Origin of the sequence: Diaphorobacter sp. J5-51 (genome assembly GCF_001023515.1) — a bacterium.
In the GTDB taxonomy this organism is placed as follows: Bacteria; Pseudomonadota; Gammaproteobacteria; order Burkholderiales; family Burkholderiaceae_C; genus Diaphorobacter; species Diaphorobacter nitroreducens.
Genome location: NZ_JSYI01000083.1, coordinates 1 through 21,354, shown reverse-complemented (window position 1 = coordinate 21,354; position 21,354 = coordinate 1). Strand labels below are relative to the sequence as shown.

Sequence of the window (21,354 nt, the reverse complement as noted above, 5' to 3'; positions counted from 1 at the left end):
ACTAGCGCGCTCCGAAACCTGTGAGCACCGTGCGCACCGTCTTGTAGGCAATGAGCAGATCCAGAGCCATGGAGCAGTGCGTCACGTAATACAGGTCATAGCTCAGCTTGATAGCGGTCTGCTCGGCGCTATCGGTATAGCCATGCTGCACCTGCGCCCAGCCCGTGAGACCGGGGCGCATCAAGTGGCGGTAGGGGTAGGCGGGCATGGCTGCGGCAAAGTGGTGCGCGAACTCTGCCTGCTCGGGACGCGGGCCGATGAGGCTCATTTCTCCGCGCAGTACGTTCCAGAGCTGGGGTAGTTCATCGAGCCGCGTGCGGCGGATGAAGCGGCCAACTGACGTGATACGGTCGTCCTGCTGTTTGGCGAACTGAACGATGTGGCTGGCAGGCTCGTGACGCATGCTGCGCAGCTTCCATATGCGGAAGCTGCGTCCGTGGCGACCCATGCGCTGCTGCGAGTACAACATGGGGCCGGGTGAATCTAACTTCACTGCCAGCCCCGTGGCCATACACAGCGGAACCCATAGCGGCATCGTGATGAGGGTCAGGCCCAAGTCCAGCATGCGCTTGGCGATGTCGTAAGCAGGGTAATTGGTCAGTTGCCATAGATCTTGCTCGCCCAGCGTCCCGGTGATTTTGCGGCCCGACAGCATTTCCGCTGCCGCTTCTGCGCTGTAGAGAGGGATGCGCTGGAGTTTGAGCTCGCTGATCCATTGTTGGCGTTGCGGGTCGGGATCAGCCAGCCGGTCTAGCACCACACCGTCCACGGCTACGCGCTGTTTTCGCGCTGGTAGTCCGGCCACCCAGCTGGTCAGGCGCAGTCGGTCATCGCCTTGCTCCTGCGGGCGCAGCATTTGGCGCAGGACGTAGGGTAAGTCGGCATCCACGTAGGCCAGGTGCAGCGTACGACGGGTCCCCCACAGCGCATGCCCGCACAGCAGCCAAGCCAAGGCCAGCATGTAGGCCATCAATACGGCGCCGCGCGAATAGGGCGCTTGCAGCAGTGCAAAGCCCAACGGGGTGAGCAGAAAGGCCACCGTGATCACCACCAGCAAAAAGCCACCCTGCTCCCGCGGCGGTAGATGGGCACCCTGGTGCAGCCAGCGTGTTGCCAACAGGTAGGACACCGCACACCACAGCACGGTGGCGGGGAACAGCGGTGTGACCCAGCCTGCGTGTTGCATCTTGTGCGCTATGGCGTAACCCAGCGCTTGAGGCAACAGGCCGAGCAGGCTCCACCACAACAGCGCGCCATCACGCCGTGCCGGGTCGGGTTCGGCGCAGGGTCGGGAGGTGACAACAGGCTGGGTCATGCACGGACTTGGGTGTAGATGGCGAGTATGGCCGACGCCATGCGTTCCGGGGCATGATGTTCTTCGTAATGGCGGCGGGCCATTCGGCCCATTTGCTCGCGCAGCGCGGGGCTGCGGATTAGGCGCTCCATGGCTTGAGCGATGGCCTCCACGTCATTGGACACCAGGAATCCGTATTGTTCGGAGGGGAGCAATTCCGCCATCCCAGGTAGCCGACTGACCACGACGGGCAGCCCCGCCCGCATGGCTTCGATCACGGAGATGGGAAGACCTTCGTGGTCAGACAGCAACACGAAAAGGTGGTGCTGCGCGAGGCGCTGGGGCACGTCATCCACGTCGCCCACAAAACTCACTTGAAATAAGCCCAACCCGGATGCCAGCGCCTGCAAGGCCGTGCGATCCGGGCCATCGCCAATGATGCTAGCGGCTACCTCATGCCCCAGGCCATCGCGCAGCCGGACCAGGGCATGCAGGAGCAGGTCGGGGCGCTTGGGTGCGGCCAGCCGGGCTACCATGGCGACGCGCACGGGTTCCAGCCCAGGCTGAGCGCGTTGGCTATTGTTTTCTATGGCATTGGGTACGACGGTCAGCCGGTCAGCGCGAATCGGCAAACCTCGGGCAAGTTGTCGCTCGTGCTGCGATACACACACCATGTGCTCCGTCCAACGCGCCAGCAACCATTCACAGCACCACGCCACTGTGCGGCGTACCCGGGGTACTTCGGGTTTGAAAGCGAAGCCATGCACTGTGTAGATCACGGGCTTGCGGCACAGTCTGCCCGCCAGGCGTGCGACTACGCCCGATACGGCGCTGTGCGCGTGCAACATGTCGGGTTCGTGCTCGCGGATCAAGGCGCGCAGTTGCAGTACCGAACGGAACAGATGCCAGGGCGCCAGCGAATTGCGCAGGCTTGGCAGGCGGTAAATCGGCAGTCCCAGCGTGTGTAGGTCGCTTTCGAGCGGCGAGCGACCCGTGCCGCCAATGACAGCGCTGAAATGGATGCGGGAGGCCAGAGCCTGGCACAAGGTGCGCACATGGGTCTGGGCACCTCCTCGTTCGCCCTTGGTGATCACTTGCATCACCCTGAGTTTGGCCTGCATGCGACGCTAGCCAGAAATGCCGGTACGTTCCAGGATGTCACTCACCAGCTCCAGCCGCACCAGCGGGTTGTCCAGTTGCATGAGCTGCTGCTTGAGTTCCAACGGAATGGGCAATAACTCGCACCAGCGATTGGCAAGCCAACCGCAGTCTTGGAGATCTGTGCGTGAGGGCTGTGCGTGTGCGGCTGGTCCCCCGGCTGCTCCTGCCGCCTGCTCGCGCAATGACGACAACACCTGCGTCAGTGTGCTAGCTGCACGCTGCAAGTCTGGGGGAACTTGGACCGGCGTGTCGCAAGGGATCTGTTCCACATTGGCGGTCCACAGCCCGTGGGGCAGCAGTTGTTGGCGCAGGACACGAAAGCGGGCGATCCCCCGGCAACGTACGTGCATCAGCCCCGCTTGCAGTTCCTCTAAATGCTCGATCATGGCCAATGTGCCGACGCTGTACAGGCTTTCCGGCAGGGCTCCCGCCTGGCGCACCTCATGGCCGCGGGCCAGGGCCACGACGCCGAAGGGGGCACCCGCGCGGTGGCATTTGCGCACCATGTCCAGGTAACGCACCTCGAACACACGCAGCGGTAGTACACCACCGGGAAACAGCACGGTGTTGAGCGGAAACAGGGGCAGGGAGGTCAGCGTGAGGGGATCGGACATGGCGGCATGCGTAGCGTCGCTATCATCCCACGTTGAACCCGTGTGCGGCGCACCGCAACGGGGTCGACCTATTTGCTAATCGGCCATGCTGTTTCAAATTCTGTCTTTTCTCCTCGACGTTGCCAGCGGCCTGCTCACCGGGGCTTGCCTGTTGCGGCTGTACATGCAGCTGCAGCGGGTGTCGTTTGCCAATCCCGTGGGCCGTCTCGTGTTTGCCCTGAGCGACTGGCTGGTGCTGCCACTGCGCAAGCTCGTTCCGTCGGCGGGGCGGTGGGATCTGTCTTGCCTTGCGGCGGCGCTGCTGCTGCAACTGGTCCAGTATCTGCTGCTGTGGCTTCTGGTGGGCGGGGGGATGGGACTGGCCTGGCTGCCGTGGATGGCGCTTTTTGGCCTGGCGCGCGTGGCCGTGTCGGGATTGATGGGCTTGCTGATCGTTTATGCCGTGCTCTCGTGGGTGCAGACGCGATCGCCCATCAGCGATGTGATCACCCGCCTGTGCGAGCCGTTGTTGCGCCCCGTGCGCCGTGTTCTACCGCTACTGGGGGGGGTGGATCTGTCGCCGCTGGTGGTGCTGGTACTGCTGCAGGTCGTGATGATCGTGCTGGGGCATCTGCAGGCCAGCGTCATGATGTAGCGACATTGTTCTCAATAAAAATAGCTGCTAGCGCCCGTCCAGCAAGCGCTAGCAGCTATTGTTTTTGATGCCCGTGGTTCAGGCTATCGCGTCGGCCGGCAGGCGCTGCAGCATGGACAGGCATTGCGCCACGGTCTGGCGCAGTTCGCGGCGGTCGCAGATGAAGTCCACAGCGCCCTTGGTCTGCAGGAACTCCGCGCGCTGGAAACCCTCGGGCAATGTGACGCGCACGGTGGATTCGATCACGCGCGGGCCGGCAAAGCCGATCAGTGCCTTGGGCTCGGCGATCACGATATCCCCCACGAAGGCGAAGCCGGCCGACACGCCACCCATGGTAGGGTCGGTCAGCACACTGATGTAGGGCAGGCCTTTCTTGGCCAAACGGGTGAGGGCCGCATTGGTCTTGGCCATCTGCATCAGGCTGAGCAGGCCTTCCTGCATGCGTGCGCCGCCCGTGGCGGTGAAGCAGATGAAGGGCACCTTCTGCTCGATGGCGGTTTCCACGCCGCGAACGAAGCGCTCGCCCACCACGGAACCCATGGAGCCGCCCATGAAATCGAATTCGAAGCAGGCCACCACGACGTTGATGCTCTTGACCGCGCCGCCCATGACGATGAGCGCGTCGGTCTCGCCGGTGTTCTCCAAGGCTTCCTTCAGGCGTTCGAGATACTTGCGGCTGTCCTTGAACTTGAGAGCGTCGACCGGCAGCACTTCCTGGCCGATCTCATAGCGTCCCTCGCCGTCCAGGAAGGCGTTGAGCCGCGCACGGGCGCTGATGCGGTGGTGGTGGCCGCATTGGGGACAGACGTTTTCGTTGTGCTCCAGATCAGTCTTGTAGAGCACGTTCTCGCAGCTCGGGCACTTGATCCACAGGCCCTCGGGCATCTGGCGACGCTCGGTAGGGTCGGTCTGCTGGATTTTGGAGGGCAGGAGTTTTTCGAGCCAGGACATAGGTTTCCTCTGTTCAGATCGCGGCTGCGCGCGGGCCGTGGCCGGCGCGCAGGGCCGTCATTATGCGTCCAGCGCCTTGCGCACCCCGCGCAGAAAGTCCACGGTGATGCCGACCACTTTCTCATGGGGCTGGTCTTCGATGAGCTGGATGATGCGGCTGCCGATGACCACCGCATCGGCCACGCGGCCGATGGCCTGCGCGGTGGCAGCATCGCGAATGCCAAAGCCCACGCCGACGGGGACCTTCACATGCTCGCGGATGCGCGGCAGCATGGCCTCGACGGCGGCCGTGTCCAGCGCGCCGGAGCCGGTCACGCCCTTGAGCGAGACGTAGTAGACGTAGCCGCTGGCTACGCGAGCCACCTGCTGCATGCGTTCCGGCGTGGAGGTAGGCGCCAGCAGGAAGATCAGGTCGATGCCGTGGCCGCGCAGGTCGGCGGCGAACTGCTCGCACTCCTCGGGCGGGTAGTCCACGATCAGCACACCGTCCACACCGGCTTCGCCCGCGTCGCGGGCGAAGGCGCCCTTGCCGTGGCGTTGCTCGTAGCGCTCCACCGGATTCGCGTAGCCCATCAGCACCACGGGCGTGGTGCTGTTGCGCAGGCGGAAGCTGCGCACCATCTCCAGCACCTGGGCCAGGCCCACGCCCAGTGCCAGGGCCTTCTCGCCCGCCTTCTGGATGACGGGGCCGTCGGCCATCGGGTCGGAAAAGGGCACGCCCAGTTCGATCACATCGGCGCCGGCCTCGACCATGCCGTGCATCAGGGCCGGTGTGATGTCGACGAAGGGAAAGCCTGCTGTGACGTAGGGGATGAGCGCCTTGCGGCCCTTGGACTGCAGCTCTGCAAAAGTGTCAGCGATGCGGCTCATGCGGCGGGTCCTCCCTTGACGGTCAACCCGCGCATGGAGGGACGGTCGTAGAAGTCCACGCCAGACAGGTCGGCCACGGTGCCGATGTCCTTGTCGCCGCGGCCAGACAGGTTCACGAGGATGGATTGCTGGGGCGTCATGGTCTTGGCGAGCTTGAGCGCGTAGGCCACGGCGTGGCTGGATTCCAGGGCCGGGATGATGCCCTCGGTGCGGCACAGGTAGTGAAAGGCTTCCAACGCTTCCGTATCGGTGATGCCCACGTACTCGGCTCGCTTGATTTCCTGCAGCCAGGCGTGCTCGGGGCCCACTCCAGGGTAGTCCAGGCCGGCGCTGATGCTGTGCGTCTCCGTGATCTGGCCATTCTCATCTTGCAGGATGAAGGTGCGGTTGCCGTGCAGCACGCCACTGGAGCCGCGCTGCAGGCTGGCGGAATGCTTGCCGCTGTCCAGGCCTTCGCCTGCGGCTTCCACGCCGAACAGGCGGGTTTTCTCGAACGGGATGTAGGGGTGGAAGATGCCCATGGCATTGCTGCCACCGCCCACGCAGGCCACGACGGCGTCGGGTTGCTCGGCGGCGATCTTCTGTTCGGCCAGCATGGTGGGCATCTGCGTGAGGCATTCCTTGCCGATCACGCTCTGGAAGTCACGCACCATCATGGGATAGGGGTGGGGGCCTGCCACGGTGCCGATGATGTAGAAGGTGTTGTCCACGTTGGCCACCCAGTCGCGCATGGCCTCGTTGAGCGCATCTTTCAGCGTCTTGCTGCCCGACTCGACGGGCACCACGGTGGCGCCCAGCAGCTTCATGCGGTAGACGTTGGGGCTCTGGCGCTTGACGTCCTCGGCGCCCATGTAGACCACGCACTGCAGGCCGTAGCGCGCGCAGATCGTGGCCGTGGCCACGCCATGCTGGCCCGCGCCGGTCTCGGCGATGATGCGCGGCTTGCCCATGCGGCGCGCGAGCATGGCCTGGCCGATCACGTTGTTGATCTTGTGCGCGCCGGTGTGGTTGAGGTCCTCGCGCTTGAGGTAGATCTGCGCGCCGCCCATCTCGCGCGACATGCGCGCGGCGTGGTAGACGGGTGAGGGCCGGCCCACGAAATGGGCCAGCTCGTACTGGAATTCGGCGAGGAACGCCGGATCGTGCTGGTAGCGCGCATAGGCCTCGCGCAGCTCGGTCAGCGCATGGGTCAGGGTCTCGCTGGCGAAGCTGCCGCCATAGGGGCCGAAGTGGCCCGATGCATCGGGTTGGTGGTATTCGAACATTCAGGAGATGGAAGCTGGTGCCGCATCCGCCGCGCGCACGGCGGCGATGAAGCGTTGGATCTTGCCGGCGTCCTTGACGCCCTTCAGGGGGGAGCCGTCGGGGCCGTCGGCCTCTACGCCGGAGCTGACGTCAACCGCCAGCGTTCGGCAACGCGGTCGGACCTGCAGGATGCCATCGGCCACGTTTGCAGGCGTGAGTCCACCAGACAAAACGAGGTGACAGTCGACGCTTGGTGGAAGGAGTGACCAATTGAATGCCTTGCCGCCGCCGCCATAGCCCTCGACATGGGCGTCGAGCAGGATGGCACGGGCGTGAGAGTGAGCCTGTGCGTATTCTACGAGGTCGAACCGTGCCGCATCCTCGCCCAGGGGAATGCGCGCGGCGCGCAGGAAGGGGATGCGCCCCTGGTCGCTGGCGGCCCAGCAGTCCTCGGGTGTCTCGTCACCATGAAATTGCACCGTAGCGCCCGGTACGCAAGCGCTTGCAGCTATCACTTCAGTAGCTTGCGCGTTCACGAACAGCAGGACGGGCGTTGTGAAGGGCGGCAGGCGCCGGGCCAGGGCCGCGGCGCGCTCGGGGCTGACGGCGCGCGGGCTCTTCGCGTAGAGCACGAAGCCGACGGCGTCCGCGCCTGCGGCAACGGCCGCGTCCACGTCCTGCTCGCGCGTCAGGCCGCAGATCTTGATGCGGGTGCGCGCGGTGGAGTGGACGGGGGTGCTCAGTGCTGCGGTCGGGCTGCTCATGGCAGCCAATCATACGCAGCCGTGCGCGTCGGCAGGCCCCATTCCGCGCCGTATACCGGGCCCTGGAAGTACAGGCCATCGGGCGAAAAGGTAGGAGCAGCCGCGTCGCGCGACCGCGCCTCCAGCACCGTGCGCATCCATTCGGGCGGATACAGCCCCTGGCCGATGGCGACGATGCAGCCCATGATGTTGCGGATCATGTGGTGCAGGAACGCATTGCCTTCGAATTCAAAGCGCCAGTAGCAGGGGACACACCCGTGGGTGCCGGTGGACTCGCCCGCTGGCGGAGCCCGGCGTGTGATGTCGATGCGGTGCAATGTCTTCACCGGCGACTTGGCCTGGCAGGCCGAGGCGCGAAATGACGTGAAGTCATGCTCGCCCAGCAAATGCTGCACGGCCTTGTGCATGGCCTGCTCATCGAGGGCATGAAAGACCCAACCCACGCGCCCGGCATCAACGCTGGGGCGTACGGGCGACTGCAGCAATACGTAGGCATAGCGCCGGGCCACGGCGCAGGCGCGGGAATGAAAGGCATCGGGAACGGGTTGCGCCCACTGCACGGCGATGTCCGCCGGTAGGAAGGTGTTGGTGCCGCGGACCCATGAAAATGGCGCACGCTGCAGTTCCGTATCGAAGTGCACCACCTGCATCAGCCCGTGCACGCCGGCGTCGGTGCGCCCGGCACAGATCGTGTGCACCTCCTGCGTGGCAAAGCGGCCCAGGGCCGCTTCCAGACGGTCTTGCACCGTGTTGCCAGAGGGCTGACTCTGCCAGCCGTTGTACGCCTGGCCGTTGTAACTGACGCCGAGGGCCACCCTCATCGGATGCTCCTTTCGGAGGGCAATGGCACGTCAGCGCGGCAATGGCCGCGTGCCCACCGCCGGATGGACATCAGCCCAGTTCGGCGAGCAGTCGCTGGGCGCGGGCCTTCAGCTCACCGGACGATTCGGCGATGACCTCTTCCACCAGGGCCCGCGCGCCTTCGCTGTCGCCAATGGTGTTGAACTCTTCCGCCAGTGCGAGCTTGGTGGCCAGAGGGTCGTCCGGCAGCGCGTCGGCAGCGGAGGACGCTGCCTTGGCGGCGACCGAGGGCGCGACGGGAGCGGCCGCCGTGGGGGTGTCAAGGTCCAGCGACAGATCGCCGAGGTCGAATTCCAGGGATTCCGAGGTGACGGCCTTCGCGTCGCGGCTGGTCAGGGGGGCGACGCCGGAGTCCATCAGGGACAAGTCATCGTCCAGGTTCAACGGAAGAGGCTCGCTTTGCACGTCGGGCTCTGTCGTCGTCTGCGGCGTCACCGCTGGCTCGTCCCAGGAGGCCTGGGGTAGTTCCAAGTCGCCCAGATCCAGGGACGGTACGGGCGCCTGGGCGGCGGGCACTATCGGCGCGGCTGCGGCGGTGTTGTTGGCTGCGGCCATGGCAAACGTGCTTGGCGCCGGAGCCGGGGCCGACGGTGCTTCGTGCAGATCGAGATCCAAATCCAGATCGAGGTCTGGCAGCACAGAGTCCGGTCCGCCCGTGGGTGCCGCCGGAGCAGTTGCTGTACCCAGCGTGCTTGCAAAGGCCGCGGTCGCTGCAGCGGCCGCTGTGGCGCTGGCGGCAACGGCAGGACGGCCACCGGGCTGGTACAGCGGATTTTCGGGGTCGAGCGTACGGCCCAGGTCTGACACGCGGGTCCAGTCGGGCCCCTGACCGTTGGTGAGCCTGAACACGTCGTTGGCGACGGACTCCAGCGCCTTGCGGTCCTGGCGCTTGGCATAAATCTCGGCCAGTTTGGCGGGGATGGAGACGCGCTCTGGATGGTGGCGCAGGGCCTCCTTGAGAATTTCCTCCGCCTGCAGGTCACGGCCGTAGGCGAGGTAGACGTCGGCTTCCGCCACCGGATCCACATCGCCACCGGCATCCAGTTGGCTGGGCGAATAGGTCATGGACGAGGAGCCGGTCGTGAGTTCGCTGTTGGCCGTATCCACACGCTGACCGCCACTGGCGCCGAAGAAGGAATCCGGCTGCAGGCTGCTTTCCGAGAACGAACTGTCCAGGGCACCCTGGTTGCGGCGGCTTTGGACCACGCGGTAGCCGCCATAGCCCAGCAACGCAAGTACGAGCGCCAGTGCGCCTCCTGCCAGCAGCGGGTCCTCCGTGAGGGCATCCAGGAAGCTGGGCTCTTCGTAGGGAACGGGCTGGGGGGCTGGACGCGGGGCCACGGCGGCGGGAGCGGGTGCTGCGGCAGAGGCCTGGGATGCCGCTTCGGCGGGAACAGCCGCCTCGGCGGCAGAGGCCTCGGGCGCTGGTGCGGCAGCTTCTGCCGTAGCAGTGCTCATGTCGGCGCTTGCAGCCGCGGTAGCGGGCGCGGGCAACCCCCCGGCGGCGGGTACTGCCACCGCCGGCTGGCTGGCAGGGGCGGAAGGCGCCGTGGCTCTTGGCGCAGCGGCGCCAGCGCCGGCTGGCGCGGAGGCGCCGCTGAGCTGGTTCAGGTCTGAGATGTTCTTGGACAGCTCCGCCATGCGGGCGCTGTTCTGTTCGGCCTGCTTGTCGCGGGCCATCTGCTCCTCGGTCTTCTGGGCTTGAACGCTGCCCTTGGAGAGTGTGAGCTTATCGGGGCCGGCAGCGGCGGGCTTGCTCTCGTTCACCTGGGTCTGCACAGTGCCGCGCGCGGAGCGCTCTGCGGCCGCAACCTCGGCCTTGGGCGCTGTCGCAGCCATGCGGCGGCGGAATTCATTGAAATCGCGGCTTTGCGCGGCGACGATCTTGCGAGCTTCGGTGGCGTCCGTGGCTTGCGCCTCCGTTTCGCTAGGCATCTGCAGCACTGCGCCGGAACGTAGACGATTCACATTGCTGTTGACGAACGCGTCCGGATTGGCGCGCATCATTGCTACCAGCATCTGGTCCAGCGAGACGCCAGCGGGGCGATGGGCTTCCGCGATGCGGCCGGCCGTATCACCGGGGCGCACGCGAATCTCGTCACCGCCAGCGGACGCGGGTGCGTCTGCGGGGGTGGGACGGCCGGCTACGGCGGGTGCGGGAGGGGTTGCTGGGCGTGCGGTAGGCGCGGGCGCCGCGGTAGTGACGGGGGCGCGCGGCGCAGTTGCCGCGGCACGGGGTGACGTTACCTGAGGGGCTGCGGTCACCGCCGCCTGCGGGCGGCTCGCCGGCGGGTCGAACAGCATCGTGTAGCTACGCACGATATGGCCGGAACTCCAGGTCGCATCGATAACCAAATCCACGAAAGGATCGTTGACCGGGCGGGTACTGCTCAAGCGCAGCACCATGGAGCCATTCGTGCGGCGGTGCAGTTGCACTTGCACGCTATGCGCAGCGGGGGAATATTCCATGCCCTGGCTGCGGAAAACTTCAGGGCTGGCGGTGCTCACGCGCAGCGATTCGGCCTCGGCAGCAGTGATCTGGGGCAGTTCGATTTCCGCGCGCAGGGGCTCGCCAAGCGCCGACTGGACATTCACGCGGCCTAGGGCGAGAGCACTTGCATCGGTGGTGTAAAGACCAGCCGAGAGGATGGCCGCGGTGGCCAGGACAGAAAATTTCCAGCGATGCATGTGTGCGACGAATGAAGAGATGGATGGTGCCGAGGGGGCGGTATTTTTCTGGTCGTGATCGAGCCGCCCAGGCGCGTGAAAATATGTAAAAAGCACCATAGCATCAATGTTTTGCACTGACAAGCTGAGGTGTCGCGCCACGTTTTATAAGGTGCAGGAAGAGGCCGGGACGGCCTTATTCCTGTTGGTAATGGACAACGATCGGTAACGGGCCGTATCAATCTATGACCTCGAAAAAACGCCACCCGAAGGTGGCGTTGAATCGGCGTCAGGCGTCCAGCAGGATGCGCAGCATGCGGCGCAGCGGCTCGGCGGCGCCCCACAGCAACTGGTCGCCGATGGTGAACGCGCCCACATACTCCGGACCCATGGCCAGCTTGCGGATGCGGCCGACGGGAATGGTCATGGTGCCGGTGACGGCCACGGGAGTCAGGTCCTTCAGCGTCGCCTCACGCGTATTGGGAACCACCTTCACCCACTCGTTGTCAGCAGCGATCATGGCCTCGATGTCGGCTACGGGCACATCCTTCTTGAGCTTGAAGGTCAGTGCTTGGCTGTGGCACCGCATGGCGCCTACGCGCACGCAGAAACCGTCCACCGGCACTGCGGCGGTGTTGAAGCCTTCCCCCTGGCCCAGGATCTTGTTGGTCTCGGCCATGCCCTTCCACTCTTCCTTGGACATGCCGTTGCCCAGGTCCTTGTCAATCCACGGGATGAGCGAGCCGCCCAGCGGCACGCCGAAATTGGCTGTCTCCGCGCCCGACAGGCTGCGCTGCTTGGCGATGACCTTGCGGTCGATTTCCAGGATGGCGCTCTTGGGGTCGTCGAGCAGGGCCTTCACCTCGGCATTCAGCGTGCCGTACTGCGTCAGCAGTTCGCGCATGTGCTGCGCGCCGCCGCCGCTGGCCGCCTGGTAGGTCTGGGTGCTCATCCACTCGACGAGCCCGGCCTTGTACAGCGCACCCACGCCCATCAGCATGCAGGACACGGTGCAGTTGCCGCCTATCCAATCCTTGCCGCCGTTCGCCAGCGCGTTCTTGATGACGGGCATGTTCACCGGGTCGAGCACGATGACCGCGTTCTTTTCCATGCGCAGGGCAGAGGCGGCGTCGATCCAGTGGCCGTTCCAGCCGGCCGCGCGCAGCTTGGGGTACACCTCGTTGGTGTAGTCGCCGCCCTGTGCGGTGAGGATGATGTCGCAGCGCTTGAGCTGTTCGATGTCGAACGCGTCCTGCAGCGTGGTCTCGTTCTTGGCCTGGGCGGGCGCCTTGCCGCCTGCGTTCGAGGTGGAGAAGAACAGGGGCTCGATCAGATCGAAGTCCTTTTCCTGCGCCATGCGGTCCATCAGGACCGAGCCGACCATGCCGCGCCAGCCGACCAAACCTACCAACTTGCTCATTTCATCGCCCTTTCAAAGTAAAAAACAGTACGCACGCGACCGGTGGCTGCTTTCTTCCGCCCCCGGCTCGTCTAGGCCAGGGAGGGCGCACGACGATGCCGGAGCTGGATCAGCCCGTAATGGTCGTGGTTTTGGTGATTGCGCGCGCAGCCTTGCGTGCCTTGGCGGCAGAGGCGGTGTTCAGGGCGAACGGGCGGGCGGCAAACATAGCTGGGCATTGTAGCGGAACCCATGCAGGCCCATGGCTGGGCATGCCGCCATCGCCGCTGCGCTGCGGTCATCCCCGCTGGATGGACACCCCGCCATCCACCAGCATGGCTGTCCCGGTGACGAACGATGCCGCGTCGGACGCCAGGTACAACGCGGCCTGGGCAATCTCCCGGGGCTGCGCCAGGCGCTTGAGTGCATGCAGTTGGGCGACCTGGGCCAGCGCCTCGGGTGTTCCGTTCATGGTGCGCGCCATGGGGGTGAGGGTGCCGCCGGGCAGCAAGGCATTCACACGGATGGCCTTCGCTCCGAACTCCGTGGCCAGTGCCTGGGTCAGGCCGATCAGGCCGGCCTTGCTCGCGGCATACGCGGCCGTGCCCGCAAATGCGGCGGTATACCCCACGAAGGTGGAGGTGAGGATGATTGAACCACCTCCGCGCGCCAGCATTGCGGGAATCTGGTGCTTGGCGCCCAGGAAGGCACTGGTGAGGTTGGTCTCCAGGGTGTCGCGCCAATCGCTCGACTGCACGTCCGGCGTGGGTTGCAGCGGCCCCATGGTGCCCGCGTTGTTGAAGGCGATATCGAGGCCGCCAAAACGCTCCACGGCAGTGGCGACGAGCGCTTGTGCGTAGGCCTCGTCGCGCACGTCGCCGGCCACTGCCGCAGCCGACCCTCCCTGCTGGGTGATGGCAGCGACGAGTTGGTCCAGCTCCGCTTGGCGCCGTGCGCCCACGACGACGGCCGCGCCGGCCTCCGCGAAAAGCAGGGCCGCTGCGCGGCCGATGCCGGAACTGGCGCCGGTGACGATGGCGACGCGATGGGAGAGGGACGGTTGGGACATGGGACGCTCCTTCGGGTTGGGTGAAGGAAGAGTCTCCCGGCCCGTGGGCGATGCGTCTGGCCGGATCCGGACTTGCGATGCCGCTTGTGCCGCTTGTGCTGCTTGCGCGCCACGAAAAAGCGGCCCCGAAGGGCCGCTGTCGCGTTGTGCGGGAGGCCGCCCGTCAGGCAGCGAGGGCCTTCACCACGGCATCGCCCATCTGCGCCGTGCCCACCTTGGTGGTGCCGTCGCTGTAGATGTCAGGCGTGCGCAGGCCTTGGGCCAGCACCTGCTGCACCGCGGCTTCGATGCGGCGCGCGGCTTCTTCCTGGTTCAGGCTGAAGCGCAGCATCATGGCAGCGCTGAGGATGGTAGCCAGGGGGTTGGCCACGCCCTTGCCGGCGATGTCGGGGGCGCTGCCGTGGCTGGGCTCGTACAGGCCTTGCTTCTTGTCGTTCAGGCTGGCCGAGGGCAGCATGCCGATGGAGCCGGTGAGCATGGAGGCTTCGTCGGAGAGGATGTCGCCGAACATGTTGCCGGTGACGATCACGTCGAACGCCTTGGGCGCTTTCACCAGCTGCATGGCCGCGTTGTCCACGTACATGTGCTGCAGCTCCACGTCGGGATAGTCCTTGTGCACCTCGGTCACGACGTCCTTCCAGAACTGGAAGGTTTCCAGCACGTTGGCCTTGTCCACGCTGGTGACCTTCTTGTTGCGCTTGCGCGCGGCCTCAAACGCGACGCGGGCGATGCGCTCGATCTCGGGCTTGCTGTAGCGCATGGTGTCGAATGCTTCCTCGGCGCCGGGGAAGTGGCCGTCAGCGGCGGTGCGACGCCCGCGCGGCTGGCCGAAGTAGATGTCGCCGGTCAGCTCGCGGATGATGAGGATGTCCAGGCCGGCCACCAGTTCAGGCTTGAGGCTGGACGCATGCGTGAGCTGCTCGTAGCAGATCGCGGGACGGAAGTTGGCGAACAGGCCCAGGTGCTTGCGCAGGCCCAGGATGGCCTGCTCGGGGCGCAGCGGGCGCGCCAACGTGTCGTACTTCCAGTCGCCCACGGCGCCGAACAGGATGGCGTCGGCACTCTTGGCGAGATTCAACGTGGACTCCGGCAGCGGGTGGCCCGCGGCCTCGTAAGCGGCGCCGCCCACGGGTGCCGTCTCCATCTCCAGCTTCAGGTCCAGGGCTTCGAGCACCTTGACGGCCTCGGCGACGATCTCGGGGCCAATGCCGTCACCCGGCAGAACTGCGATTTTCATGGTCATTCACTTCTGTTTTGATAGCTGTTGGCGCTTGATGGATAAGCGCCGGAGGCTGTTTTTGCTTGTAATCAATCGGTCAGGGCCGGTGGTGGGTCACGCGGCCATGGTGTGGCTCAGCCACGGCTTGCTGGCCAGGCGTGCGGCTTCGAACGCGCGGATCTTGTCGGCATGGCGCAGCGTCAGCCCGATGTCGTCAAACCCGTTGAGCAAGCAGTACTTGCGAAACGGCACCACGTCGAAGGGGATCTCCTCGCCCTGGGGACGCACCACCACCTGGCGCTCCAGGTCCACGGTGAGTTGGTAGCCGGGGAAGGCGGCCGCTTCGTTGAACAGCTGGTCCACCGTGGCTTCGGGCAGCACGATGGGCAGCAGGCCGTTCTTGAAGCAGTTGTTGAAGAAGATGTCGGCAAAGCTCGGCGCGATGATGGCGCGAAAACCGTATTGGTCCAGCGCCCAGGGCGCGTGCTCGCGGCTGGAGCCGCAGCCGAAGTTCTTGCGCGCCAGCAGGATGCTCGCGCCCTGGTAGCGCGGCTGGTTCAGCACGAAGTCGGGGTTGGGCTTGCGCTGGGATTCGGGCACGCCCGGCTCGCCCTTGTCGAGGTAGCGCCACTCGTCGAACAGGTTGGGGCCGAAGCCCGTCTTCTTGATCGACTTGAGGAACTGCTTGGGGATGATGGCGTCGGTATCGACGTTCTCGCGGTCCATGGGGGCGACGAGGCCCTTGTGGAGGGTGAATTTCTGCATGGTGGTGTGTCCGGAAAGAAGTGGCGTTGGGGCCCGCGGGCTTACTGGCCGTTGGTCCAAGTGCCGGCCTTGATCTGTGCGCTGGAGGTTTCGCAGGCCTTGCGCTTGTCCTGCAGCGCATCGGCGGTCAGGTTGTAGTAGTAGGCATCCACGGGCTGACCCATCAGCCCCTTGCAGGCGCCGCTGGCCGGGCGCGGGCACTGCGGCAGGTAGCTCACCTTGCCGGGCTTGCCGCCCAGTTGGGCGGACATCTGCGCCAGGCCGCCGCAGCTGCCCTTGATCTGGTCGTCGGGCACGCCGGCGGCGAATTCCATGCAGTCCTTGACCTGCGTGGTCTTGCCACTGAAGGTGATGCTGCCTTCGATGACGCAGGCGCGATTGGCGGCCCACGACAGGGCGGGGCTGGCCAGCAGCAGCGTGGTGGCGAGGCAGGCGAGGGCTTTCTTCATGCGGAGCTCCTGGGATGGCGGTGTGGAGGGGCTTACTTGGCGGCGCGTTCGATGGCGCTGCCGGCGCGCTGCACGTCCTGGCCCATGCCCTTGACGGTGTTGCAGCCGGCCAGCACGAAGGCCAGCGCGAGCAGGGCGGCGAGAGACTTGTTCATGGTGGGAGGCTCCTCAGGCGAATTGGCGGATGTCCACGAAGTGGCCGTGGATGGCGGCGGCCGCGGCCATGGCGGGGCTCACGAGGTGCGTGCGCCCGCCCGCGCCCTGGCGGCCTTCGAAGTTGCGGTTGGACGTGGAAGCGCAGCGCTCGCCGGGCTCCAGGCGGTCGGCATTCATGGCCAGGCACATGGAGCAACCGGGCTCGCGCCATTCAAAGCCCGCGGCCTTGAAAATCGCATCCAGCCCCTCGCGTTCGGCCTGTTCCTTCACCAGGCCCGAGCCAGGTACCACCATGGCCAGCTTGATGTTCTTGGCGACCTTCTGGCCGAGCTTCTTGACCACGGCGGCGGCTTCGCGCATGTCCTCGATGCGGCTGTTGGTGCACGAGCCGATGAACACCTTGTCCACGAAGATGTCATCCATCGGCTTGCCGGGCTGCAGACCCATGTAGGTCAGCGCACGCTCGATGGCGCCGCGCTTGGACGGGTCCTTCTCCTTGTCCGGGTCGGGCACCACGGCGTCGATGCCCAGCACCATCTCGGGGCTGGTGCCCCAGGTGACCTGCGGCACGATCTCGGCGGCGTTCAACTCCACCACCGCGTCGAACTTGGCGTCCGCGTCCGAGTGCAGCGTCTTCCAGTACGCCACGGCCTGGTCCCACTCCACGCCCGTGGGCGCGAGCGGGCGGCCCTTCACGTAGTTGATCGTCTTGTCGTCCACCGCTACCAGGCCCGCGCGCGCGCCGGCTTCGATGGCCATGTTGCACACGGTCATGCGGCCTTCCATGCTCAGGTCGCGGATGGCTTCCCCGGCAAATTCAATCGTGTAACCCGTGCCGCCGGCGGTGCCGATCTTGCCGATGATGGCCAGCACGATGTCCTTGGCCGTGATGCCAGGGGCGACCTTGCCATTCACTTGGACCAGCATGTTCTTGGCCTTCTTGGCCAGCAGGGTCTGCGTGGCCATCACGTGCTCGACCTCGCTGGTGCCGATGCCGTGGGCCAGCGCGCCGAACGCGCCGTGGGTGCTGGTGTGGCTGTCGCCGCAGACCACGGTCATGCCCGGGAGGGTGGCGCCGTTCTCGGGGCCGATCACGTGCACGATGCCCTGGCGCTTGGACAGGAACGGGAAGAACGCCGCCGCACCGGACTCCTGGATGTTCTTGTCCAGCGTGACGATCTGCTCCTTGCTGATCGGGTCGGCAATGCCGTCGTAGCCGCGCTCCCACCCGGTGGTGGGGGTGTTGTGGTCGGCCGTGGCCACGATGGAGCTCACGCGCCAGACCTTGCGGCCCGCCTCGCGCAGGCCTTCGAAGGCCTGCGGGCTGGTCACCTCATGCACCAGGTGGCGGTCGATGTAGAGCACGGCGGTGCCGTCCTCTTCCGTGTGGACGACGTGCTCGTCGAAGATCTTGTCGTACAGGGTGCGTCCCATGGCAGTCTCGTTTCTTGGGTTCAGTGGGGTGGTGAGAATTCTAGGTGGGGGTGTCGCCGTCCTCGGCGGGCGTCGCGGCAGGCGCGGGCGCCAGGTGTTCGACCAGCAGCCGTGCCGTGACGGGCAGGGCCTCGAAGTCGCGCGCCACCAGGCGCAGCGCGCGCCGGGCCCAGGGTTCGTCCAGCGGCACGGCGGCCAGTTGCCCCACGCCGCGCATCAGCGAAAACGCCCGGTCGGGCAGCAGGCCTACGCCCAGGCCGTTGTCGATCATGCGGCACATCGCGTCCAGGCTGGTGACCTGGATGCGCTGGCGCAGCGGGCGCGCGGCCTGCGCGGCGGCCTGGCGCATGGCCAGGCTGATGCTGCTGCCCGCGTGCAGCCCGACGATGTCCCAGTCCAGCACTTCTTCAAAGCGGATCGATGCGCGGGTCGACAGGGCGTGCGTCTGGGGCACGACCAGCACCAGCCGGTCGCTGCGGTAGGGGCGGCTTTGCAGGCCTTCGTGGGCGGCCGTGGCGGGTACGTTGCAGATCCCCAGATCCGCCGCGCCTTCGTGCACGGCCTGCAGCACGTCGGGCGAGAGGTGCTCCTGCAGATCGATCTTGATCTGGCTGTGTGCCTGGGCGAACGCGCCCAGGTCCTCGGGCAGGAACTGCACGATGGCAGAGATGTTGGCGTGCATGCGCACATGGCCGCGCACGCCGTCGGCGTACTCGGAAAGCTCACCCTGCATGCGCTCCAGCCCGAACAGCACGTTGCGCGCGTGGTGCAGCAGGCTTTCGCCGGCGGGGGTCAGCGTCACGCCGCGGCTGTGGCGGTACAGCAGGGCCGTGTCGACCGCAGCCTCCAGGTCGGACAGGCGCTTGCTCACCGCCGAGGCGGCGATGAACTCCCGCTCGGCCGCGCGGCCGATGCTGCCCAGTTCGCAGACGGCCACGAACAGTTGCAGCGAGGTGAGGTCAATGCGGCGCGCAAAGCTGCGCTCTGAGCTTTTCATCGGGGCTGGGTGACTTCTCGTTTGACGAGGTGATTCCCCTATTTTCCCCTGTATATTTGCCGGTTGTCATCGCGATACGCGATGGCTCACATGCCGCCGGATGGGGCATAGCGGCGGATTTGCTATGAAAAATATAGCTTTCAGCGCTCATCAGATAAGCGCTGGAGGCTGTTTTGGCTCTTGTTTTAGAGCGTCACGCTGTCGCCATGCTCGGGAACCTCCACGGGGCAGCCCAACGCGTGGTCGATGCGCTGGCGCAGCATGTCGGCCGCAGCCATCTCCCCGTGCACCACATACACCTGCCGGGGTGTGGAGGGCATGGAGCGCAGCCAGGCCACCAATTGGTCGCCATCGGCGTGGGCCGAGGCCGTGGCCAATTGCACCACCTCGGCGCGGATGGCCACGTCGCGCCCGTGGATGCGGATGGTTTTTTCGCCCGCGGCGATGCGGGCGCCGCGCGTGCCGCCCGCCTGGTGCCCGGTGAGGATGATCATGTTGCGATGGTCGCCCGCGTGCAGCGCCAAATGGTGCAGCACGCGCCCGCCGGTGGCCATGCCGCTGGCCGACAGGATCACGCGCGGCCCGTGCAGGCGGGCCAGCGCCTTGGATTCGTCCACGCTGTGCACCAGCGTCGTGCCGCGCGCCATGGCGTGCAGTTCGGATCGGTTGATCCGGGTCTCGCTCAGGTGGTTCTGGAACAGCTCCGTGGCGCTCACGGCCATGGGGCTGTCCAGGTACACGCGCAGTCCGGAAGGCACTTCGCCGCGGGCCTTCAGCTGGGCGATGGCGTACATCACCGTCTGCGCGCGCCCCACGGCGAATACCGGCACCACCGCCACGCCGCCGCGTGCAGCCAGGCGTGCCAGCGCGGGCCCCAGCTCGTCCAGCACCGTGCCGGGTGGGTGGCTGCGGTCGCCGTAGGTGGACTCGATGAGCACGGTGTCGGCCGCGGGCGGCGCGTCGGGCGCATGCATCAGCAGGTCGTCCGGGCGGCCCAGGTCGCCAGAGAACAGGATGCGCCGCCCTCCCACCTCCAGCAGCACGCTGGCCGCACCCAGGATGTGGCCTGCATTCTGGAAGGTGGCGCGCCAGCCGCGCATGGGCTCGAAGGTCTGGTGCGTGGGCTGCACTTGCAGCAGCGACAGGCAGTGCTGCGCGTCCAGGCGCGTGTACAGCGGCAGGGCGGGTTCGTGCTTGCTGAGCTTGTGCCGGTTGAGGAAAGCCGCGTCTTCTTCCTGCAGATGGCCGCTGTCGGGCAGCAGGATGGCGCATAGATCGCGCGTGCCGGCCGTGCAGAACACCGGCCCGCCAAAGCCGTCCTTGGCCAGCAGCGGCAGGTAGCCCGAGTGGTCCAGGTGGGCATGGGTGAGCAGCACGGCGTCAATGTCCTGCGGCGCCACCGGCAGCGGGTTCCAGTTGCGCAGGCGCAGCGGCTTGTAGCCCTGGAACAGGCCGCAGTCCACGAGCAGCGCCTGGCCGCCGTGGCGTACGAGGTATTTGGAGCCGGTGACGGTGCCGGCCCCGCCGAGGAAAGTGATGCTGACGGACATGGAATGGCTTTGTGAAGTGACGACCGTCAGCGTAGCAGGCGGCGCTACGCGGGTGTTTGATGCAAACGCACCCGCAACGCGGCGTAGCCGGCGTCCGGGGCTGTGGCCCGCGTAGGCGCATGGCCTGCGGGCAGTGCGATGGCGCTGGTGCGCGCCAGCAACTCCTCCATCAGCACCCGCAGTTCCAGCCGCGCCAGCGGCGCGCCGGGGCAGACGTGGATGCCTGCGCCATACAGCAGGTTGAGCGCGGGGTCGCGATCCATGCGGAACTCATCCGGGTCGCCGAACACGCGCGGGTCGCGGTTGGCGGCGATCCAGTGGATGGACAGGCGCTCGCCCATCGGCACGGGGCAGCCGCCCAGCGTCACGTCGCGGGTGGTGATGCGGCGGTTGGCCACGAGCGGGCCGTCGATGCGCAGCACCTCGTCGATGGCCGTGGGCAAGAGGCCGGGCTGCGCGCGCAGGCGTTGCTGCCAGTCGGGGTGGCTCGCCAGCCAGTGCAGCAGGATGCCGATGGAGGCGGCAATCGTGCCGACCTCGCCCACCGTCCAGTTGCGCAGCACGCTGGCAAGCTCGCGCAGGTCCAGCAGGCGGCCCTCCACACGGGTGTGCATCAGTTCGCTGGTGATGTCCTGCGTGGGCGGCGCCTCCAGGCGGGCCTGGCGCACGCGCCCGACCAGGTCTTCGAACTCCTGCGCCACGGCCGAGGTCTGCGTGCGGTCGCCCGAGCGGGTGGCGGCCTGGCTGCGGCGCAGCCAGCCGAGCAGCTCGTCCTGCAGCAGCGTGGGCCAGCCGAGGAACGCGGACTGCACGCGCACCGCGAAGGGCAGGGCGAACTCGTGGGTGATCTCCAGCTCGCCGCCCAGGGCCAGGGCCTCCTGCACCGTGGCGGCCGACAGCGCGCGGCACACGGGCTCGAAGTGCGCCATGCGCTCGGGGGCGAAGAACGGGTCGAGCGCGCGGCGGTACTGCGTGTGCAGGGGCTGGTCGTAGCCGTTGGGCACGGCCGGGTGGGCCGACACCGCGCTGCTGAAGGTGGCGTGATCCTGCAGCACCTGCATGACCTCGGCGTGGCGCAGCACGGACCAGTGCTGCGCGTCGCTGTGCGCCAGTGGGCAGCGCTCGCGCAGCTGGTCGTAGGCGGCGCGTTGGTCGCGCAGGACTTCGGGGGCTTGCGGGTCCCAGCGGGGCGGTGTCGTGGTCATGGCAGTCTTGTATGGATGCCTCCCGGCAATGAGTAGTAACCCGCATCGCT

20 protein-coding genes are annotated in these 21,354 nt (G+C 66.5%); 1 reads left to right on the top strand and 19 read right to left on the bottom strand.

What is annotated here, in order from left to right:
• Position 1 precedes the first annotated feature (1 nt).
• The 3 genes from OX89_RS11890 to OX89_RS11880 are packed head-to-tail and all read right to left on the bottom strand — an operon-like array spanning position 2 to position 3,069.
• Positions 2-1,315: an exopolysaccharide biosynthesis polyprenyl glycosylphosphotransferase gene (locus OX89_RS11890; RefSeq protein ID WP_047350760.1), complete on the bottom strand. Its 1,314-nt coding sequence runs from the start codon at positions 1,313-1,315 to the stop codon at positions 2-4.
• Complete coding sequence (locus OX89_RS11885; protein WP_047350759.1) at positions 1,312-2,415, bottom strand: glycosyltransferase family 4 protein; 1,104 nt, start codon at positions 2,413-2,415, stop codon at positions 1,312-1,314. The genes OX89_RS11890 and OX89_RS11885 overlap by 4 nt, the downstream gene beginning before the upstream one ends.
• Positions 2,416-2,421: 6 nt before the next feature.
• Positions 2,422-3,069, bottom strand: coding sequence for an LON peptidase substrate-binding domain-containing protein (locus OX89_RS11880; RefSeq protein ID WP_047350758.1), 648 nt, complete (start codon positions 3,067-3,069; stop codon positions 2,422-2,424).
• Between the two features lie 85 nt (positions 3,070-3,154).
• On the opposite strand from OX89_RS11880, the gene OX89_RS11875 reads away from it, so the two are divergent.
• Positions 3,155-3,703: a YggT family protein gene (locus OX89_RS11875; protein ID WP_015913950.1), complete on the top strand. Its 549-nt coding sequence runs from the start codon at positions 3,155-3,157 to the stop codon at positions 3,701-3,703.
• Between the two features lie 78 nt (positions 3,704-3,781).
• Here OX89_RS11875 and accD read toward each other — a convergent pair whose 3' ends face one another.
• The 16 genes from accD to OX89_RS11795 form a co-directional block, all read right to left on the bottom strand.
• On the bottom strand, positions 3,782-4,654 hold the full coding sequence (gene accD, locus OX89_RS11870; RefSeq protein WP_015913949.1) for an acetyl-CoA carboxylase, carboxyltransferase subunit beta: 873 nt from the start codon (positions 4,652-4,654) through the stop codon (positions 3,782-3,784).
• 60 nt (positions 4,655-4,714) lie between these two features.
• The gene (gene trpA / locus OX89_RS11865) at positions 4,715-5,524 is read right to left on the bottom strand and encodes a tryptophan synthase subunit alpha (protein WP_047350757.1); all 810 of its coding nucleotides are present in this window, start codon (positions 5,522-5,524) and stop codon (positions 4,715-4,717) included.
• Positions 5,521-6,789, bottom strand: coding sequence for a tryptophan synthase subunit beta (gene trpB / locus OX89_RS11860; RefSeq protein WP_047350756.1), 1,269 nt, complete (start codon positions 6,787-6,789; stop codon positions 5,521-5,523). The genes trpA and trpB overlap by 4 nt, the downstream gene beginning before the upstream one ends.
• Positions 6,790-7,533: a phosphoribosylanthranilate isomerase gene (locus OX89_RS11855; RefSeq protein WP_047350755.1), complete on the bottom strand. Its 744-nt coding sequence runs from the start codon at positions 7,531-7,533 to the stop codon at positions 6,790-6,792. It abuts the gene before it with no gap.
• A complete protein-coding gene (gene truA, locus OX89_RS11850) occupies positions 7,530-8,354 on the bottom strand; it encodes a tRNA pseudouridine(38-40) synthase TruA (protein WP_047350754.1) in 825 nt (274 codons plus the stop codon). Before truA ends, OX89_RS11855 begins: the two co-directional genes overlap by 4 nt.
• Positions 8,355-8,424: 70 nt before the next feature.
• On the bottom strand, positions 8,425-11,082 hold the full coding sequence (locus OX89_RS11845; protein ID WP_047350753.1) for a FimV/HubP family polar landmark protein: 2,658 nt from the start codon (positions 11,080-11,082) through the stop codon (positions 8,425-8,427).
• Positions 11,083-11,350: 268 nt separating this feature from the next.
• Complete coding sequence (gene asd, locus OX89_RS11840; protein WP_011806356.1) at positions 11,351-12,481, bottom strand: aspartate-semialdehyde dehydrogenase; 1,131 nt, start codon at positions 12,479-12,481, stop codon at positions 11,351-11,353.
• Positions 12,482-12,758: 277 nt separating this feature from the next.
• Positions 12,759-13,529 carry an SDR family oxidoreductase gene (locus OX89_RS11835; RefSeq protein ID WP_047350752.1) on the bottom strand — a complete coding sequence of 257 codons (771 nt, stop codon included), beginning with the start codon at positions 13,527-13,529 and terminating at the stop codon, positions 12,759-12,761.
• A gap of 163 nt (positions 13,530-13,692) precedes the next feature.
• Complete coding sequence (gene leuB, locus OX89_RS11830) at positions 13,693-14,766, bottom strand: 3-isopropylmalate dehydrogenase (RefSeq protein ID WP_011806354.1); 1,074 nt, start codon at positions 14,764-14,766, stop codon at positions 13,693-13,695.
• 96 nt (positions 14,767-14,862) lie between these two features.
• Complete coding sequence (gene leuD / locus OX89_RS11825) at positions 14,863-15,513, bottom strand: 3-isopropylmalate dehydratase small subunit (RefSeq protein WP_011806353.1); 651 nt, start codon at positions 15,511-15,513, stop codon at positions 14,863-14,865.
• 41 nt (positions 15,514-15,554) lie between these two features.
• A complete protein-coding gene (locus OX89_RS11820; RefSeq protein WP_011806352.1) occupies positions 15,555-15,962 on the bottom strand; it encodes a hypothetical protein in 408 nt (135 codons plus the stop codon).
• 32 nt (positions 15,963-15,994) lie between these two features.
• Positions 15,995-16,117 (bottom strand): entericidin A/B family lipoprotein, encoded by a 123-nt coding sequence (locus OX89_RS11815; RefSeq protein ID WP_011806351.1) that lies wholly within the window; start codon positions 16,115-16,117, stop codon positions 15,995-15,997.
• A gap of 13 nt (positions 16,118-16,130) precedes the next feature.
• The gene (gene leuC / locus OX89_RS11810) at positions 16,131-17,552 is read right to left on the bottom strand and encodes a 3-isopropylmalate dehydratase large subunit (RefSeq protein WP_015913939.1); all 1,422 of its coding nucleotides are present in this window, start codon (positions 17,550-17,552) and stop codon (positions 16,131-16,133) included.
• Between the two features lie 40 nt (positions 17,553-17,592).
• Positions 17,593-18,549, bottom strand: a complete 957-nt coding sequence (locus OX89_RS11805) for a LysR family transcriptional regulator (protein WP_047350751.1) — start codon at positions 18,547-18,549, stop codon at positions 17,593-17,595.
• A 185-nt stretch (positions 18,550-18,734) separates the two neighbouring features.
• A complete protein-coding gene (locus OX89_RS11800) occupies positions 18,735-20,099 on the bottom strand; it encodes an MBL fold metallo-hydrolase (protein ID WP_015913937.1) in 1,365 nt (454 codons plus the stop codon).
• Between the two features lie 44 nt (positions 20,100-20,143).
• On the bottom strand, positions 20,144-21,304 hold the full coding sequence (locus OX89_RS11795) for a cytochrome P450 (RefSeq protein ID WP_047350750.1): 1,161 nt from the start codon (positions 21,302-21,304) through the stop codon (positions 20,144-20,146).
• Between the last annotated feature and the right edge of the window lie 50 nt (positions 21,305-21,354).

What these genes read in the sequence shown, in the direction of transcription:
- OX89_RS11890 (WP_047350760.1), bottom strand. Translation starts at nt 1,315, where the DNA reads ATGACCCAGCCTGTTGTCACCTCCCGACCCTGCGCCGAACCCGACCCG.
- OX89_RS11885 (WP_047350759.1), bottom strand. Translation starts at nt 2,415, where the DNA reads ATGCAGGCCAAACTCAGGGTGATGCAAGTGATCACCAAGGGCGAACGA.
- OX89_RS11880 (WP_047350758.1), bottom strand. Translation starts at nt 3,069, where the DNA reads ATGTCCGATCCCCTCACGCTGACCTCCCTGCCCCTGTTTCCGCTCAAC.
- OX89_RS11875 (WP_015913950.1), top strand. Translation starts at nt 3,155, where the DNA reads ATGCTGTTTCAAATTCTGTCTTTTCTCCTCGACGTTGCCAGCGGCCTG.
- accD (WP_015913949.1), bottom strand. Translation starts at nt 4,654, where the DNA reads ATGTCCTGGCTCGAAAAACTCCTGCCCTCCAAAATCCAGCAGACCGAC.
- trpA (WP_047350757.1), bottom strand. Translation starts at nt 5,524, where the DNA reads ATGAGCCGCATCGCTGACACTTTTGCAGAGCTGCAGTCCAAGGGCCGC.
- trpB (WP_047350756.1), bottom strand. Translation starts at nt 6,789, where the DNA reads ATGTTCGAATACCACCAACCCGATGCATCGGGCCACTTCGGCCCCTAT.
- OX89_RS11855 (WP_047350755.1), bottom strand. Translation starts at nt 7,533, where the DNA reads ATGAGCAGCCCGACCGCAGCACTGAGCACCCCCGTCCACTCCACCGCG.
- truA (WP_047350754.1), bottom strand. Translation starts at nt 8,354, where the DNA reads ATGAGGGTGGCCCTCGGCGTCAGTTACAACGGCCAGGCGTACAACGGC.
- OX89_RS11845 (WP_047350753.1), bottom strand. Translation starts at nt 11,082, where the DNA reads ATGCATCGCTGGAAATTTTCTGTCCTGGCCACCGCGGCCATCCTCTCG.
- asd (WP_011806356.1), bottom strand. Translation starts at nt 12,481, where the DNA reads ATGAGCAAGTTGGTAGGTTTGGTCGGCTGGCGCGGCATGGTCGGCTCG.
- OX89_RS11835 (WP_047350752.1), bottom strand. Translation starts at nt 13,529, where the DNA reads ATGTCCCAACCGTCCCTCTCCCATCGCGTCGCCATCGTCACCGGCGCC.
- leuB (WP_011806354.1), bottom strand. Translation starts at nt 14,766, where the DNA reads ATGAAAATCGCAGTTCTGCCGGGTGACGGCATTGGCCCCGAGATCGTC.
- leuD (WP_011806353.1), bottom strand. Translation starts at nt 15,513, where the DNA reads ATGCAGAAATTCACCCTCCACAAGGGCCTCGTCGCCCCCATGGACCGC.
- OX89_RS11820 (WP_011806352.1), bottom strand. Translation starts at nt 15,962, where the DNA reads ATGAAGAAAGCCCTCGCCTGCCTCGCCACCACGCTGCTGCTGGCCAGC.
- OX89_RS11815 (WP_011806351.1), bottom strand. Translation starts at nt 16,117, where the DNA reads ATGAACAAGTCTCTCGCCGCCCTGCTCGCGCTGGCCTTCGTGCTGGCC.
- leuC (WP_015913939.1), bottom strand. Translation starts at nt 17,552, where the DNA reads ATGGGACGCACCCTGTACGACAAGATCTTCGACGAGCACGTCGTCCAC.
- OX89_RS11805 (WP_047350751.1), bottom strand. Translation starts at nt 18,549, where the DNA reads ATGAAAAGCTCAGAGCGCAGCTTTGCGCGCCGCATTGACCTCACCTCG.
- OX89_RS11800 (WP_015913937.1), bottom strand. Translation starts at nt 20,099, where the DNA reads ATGTCCGTCAGCATCACTTTCCTCGGCGGGGCCGGCACCGTCACCGGC.
- OX89_RS11795 (WP_047350750.1), bottom strand. Translation starts at nt 21,304, where the DNA reads ATGACCACGACACCGCCCCGCTGGGACCCGCAAGCCCCCGAAGTCCTG.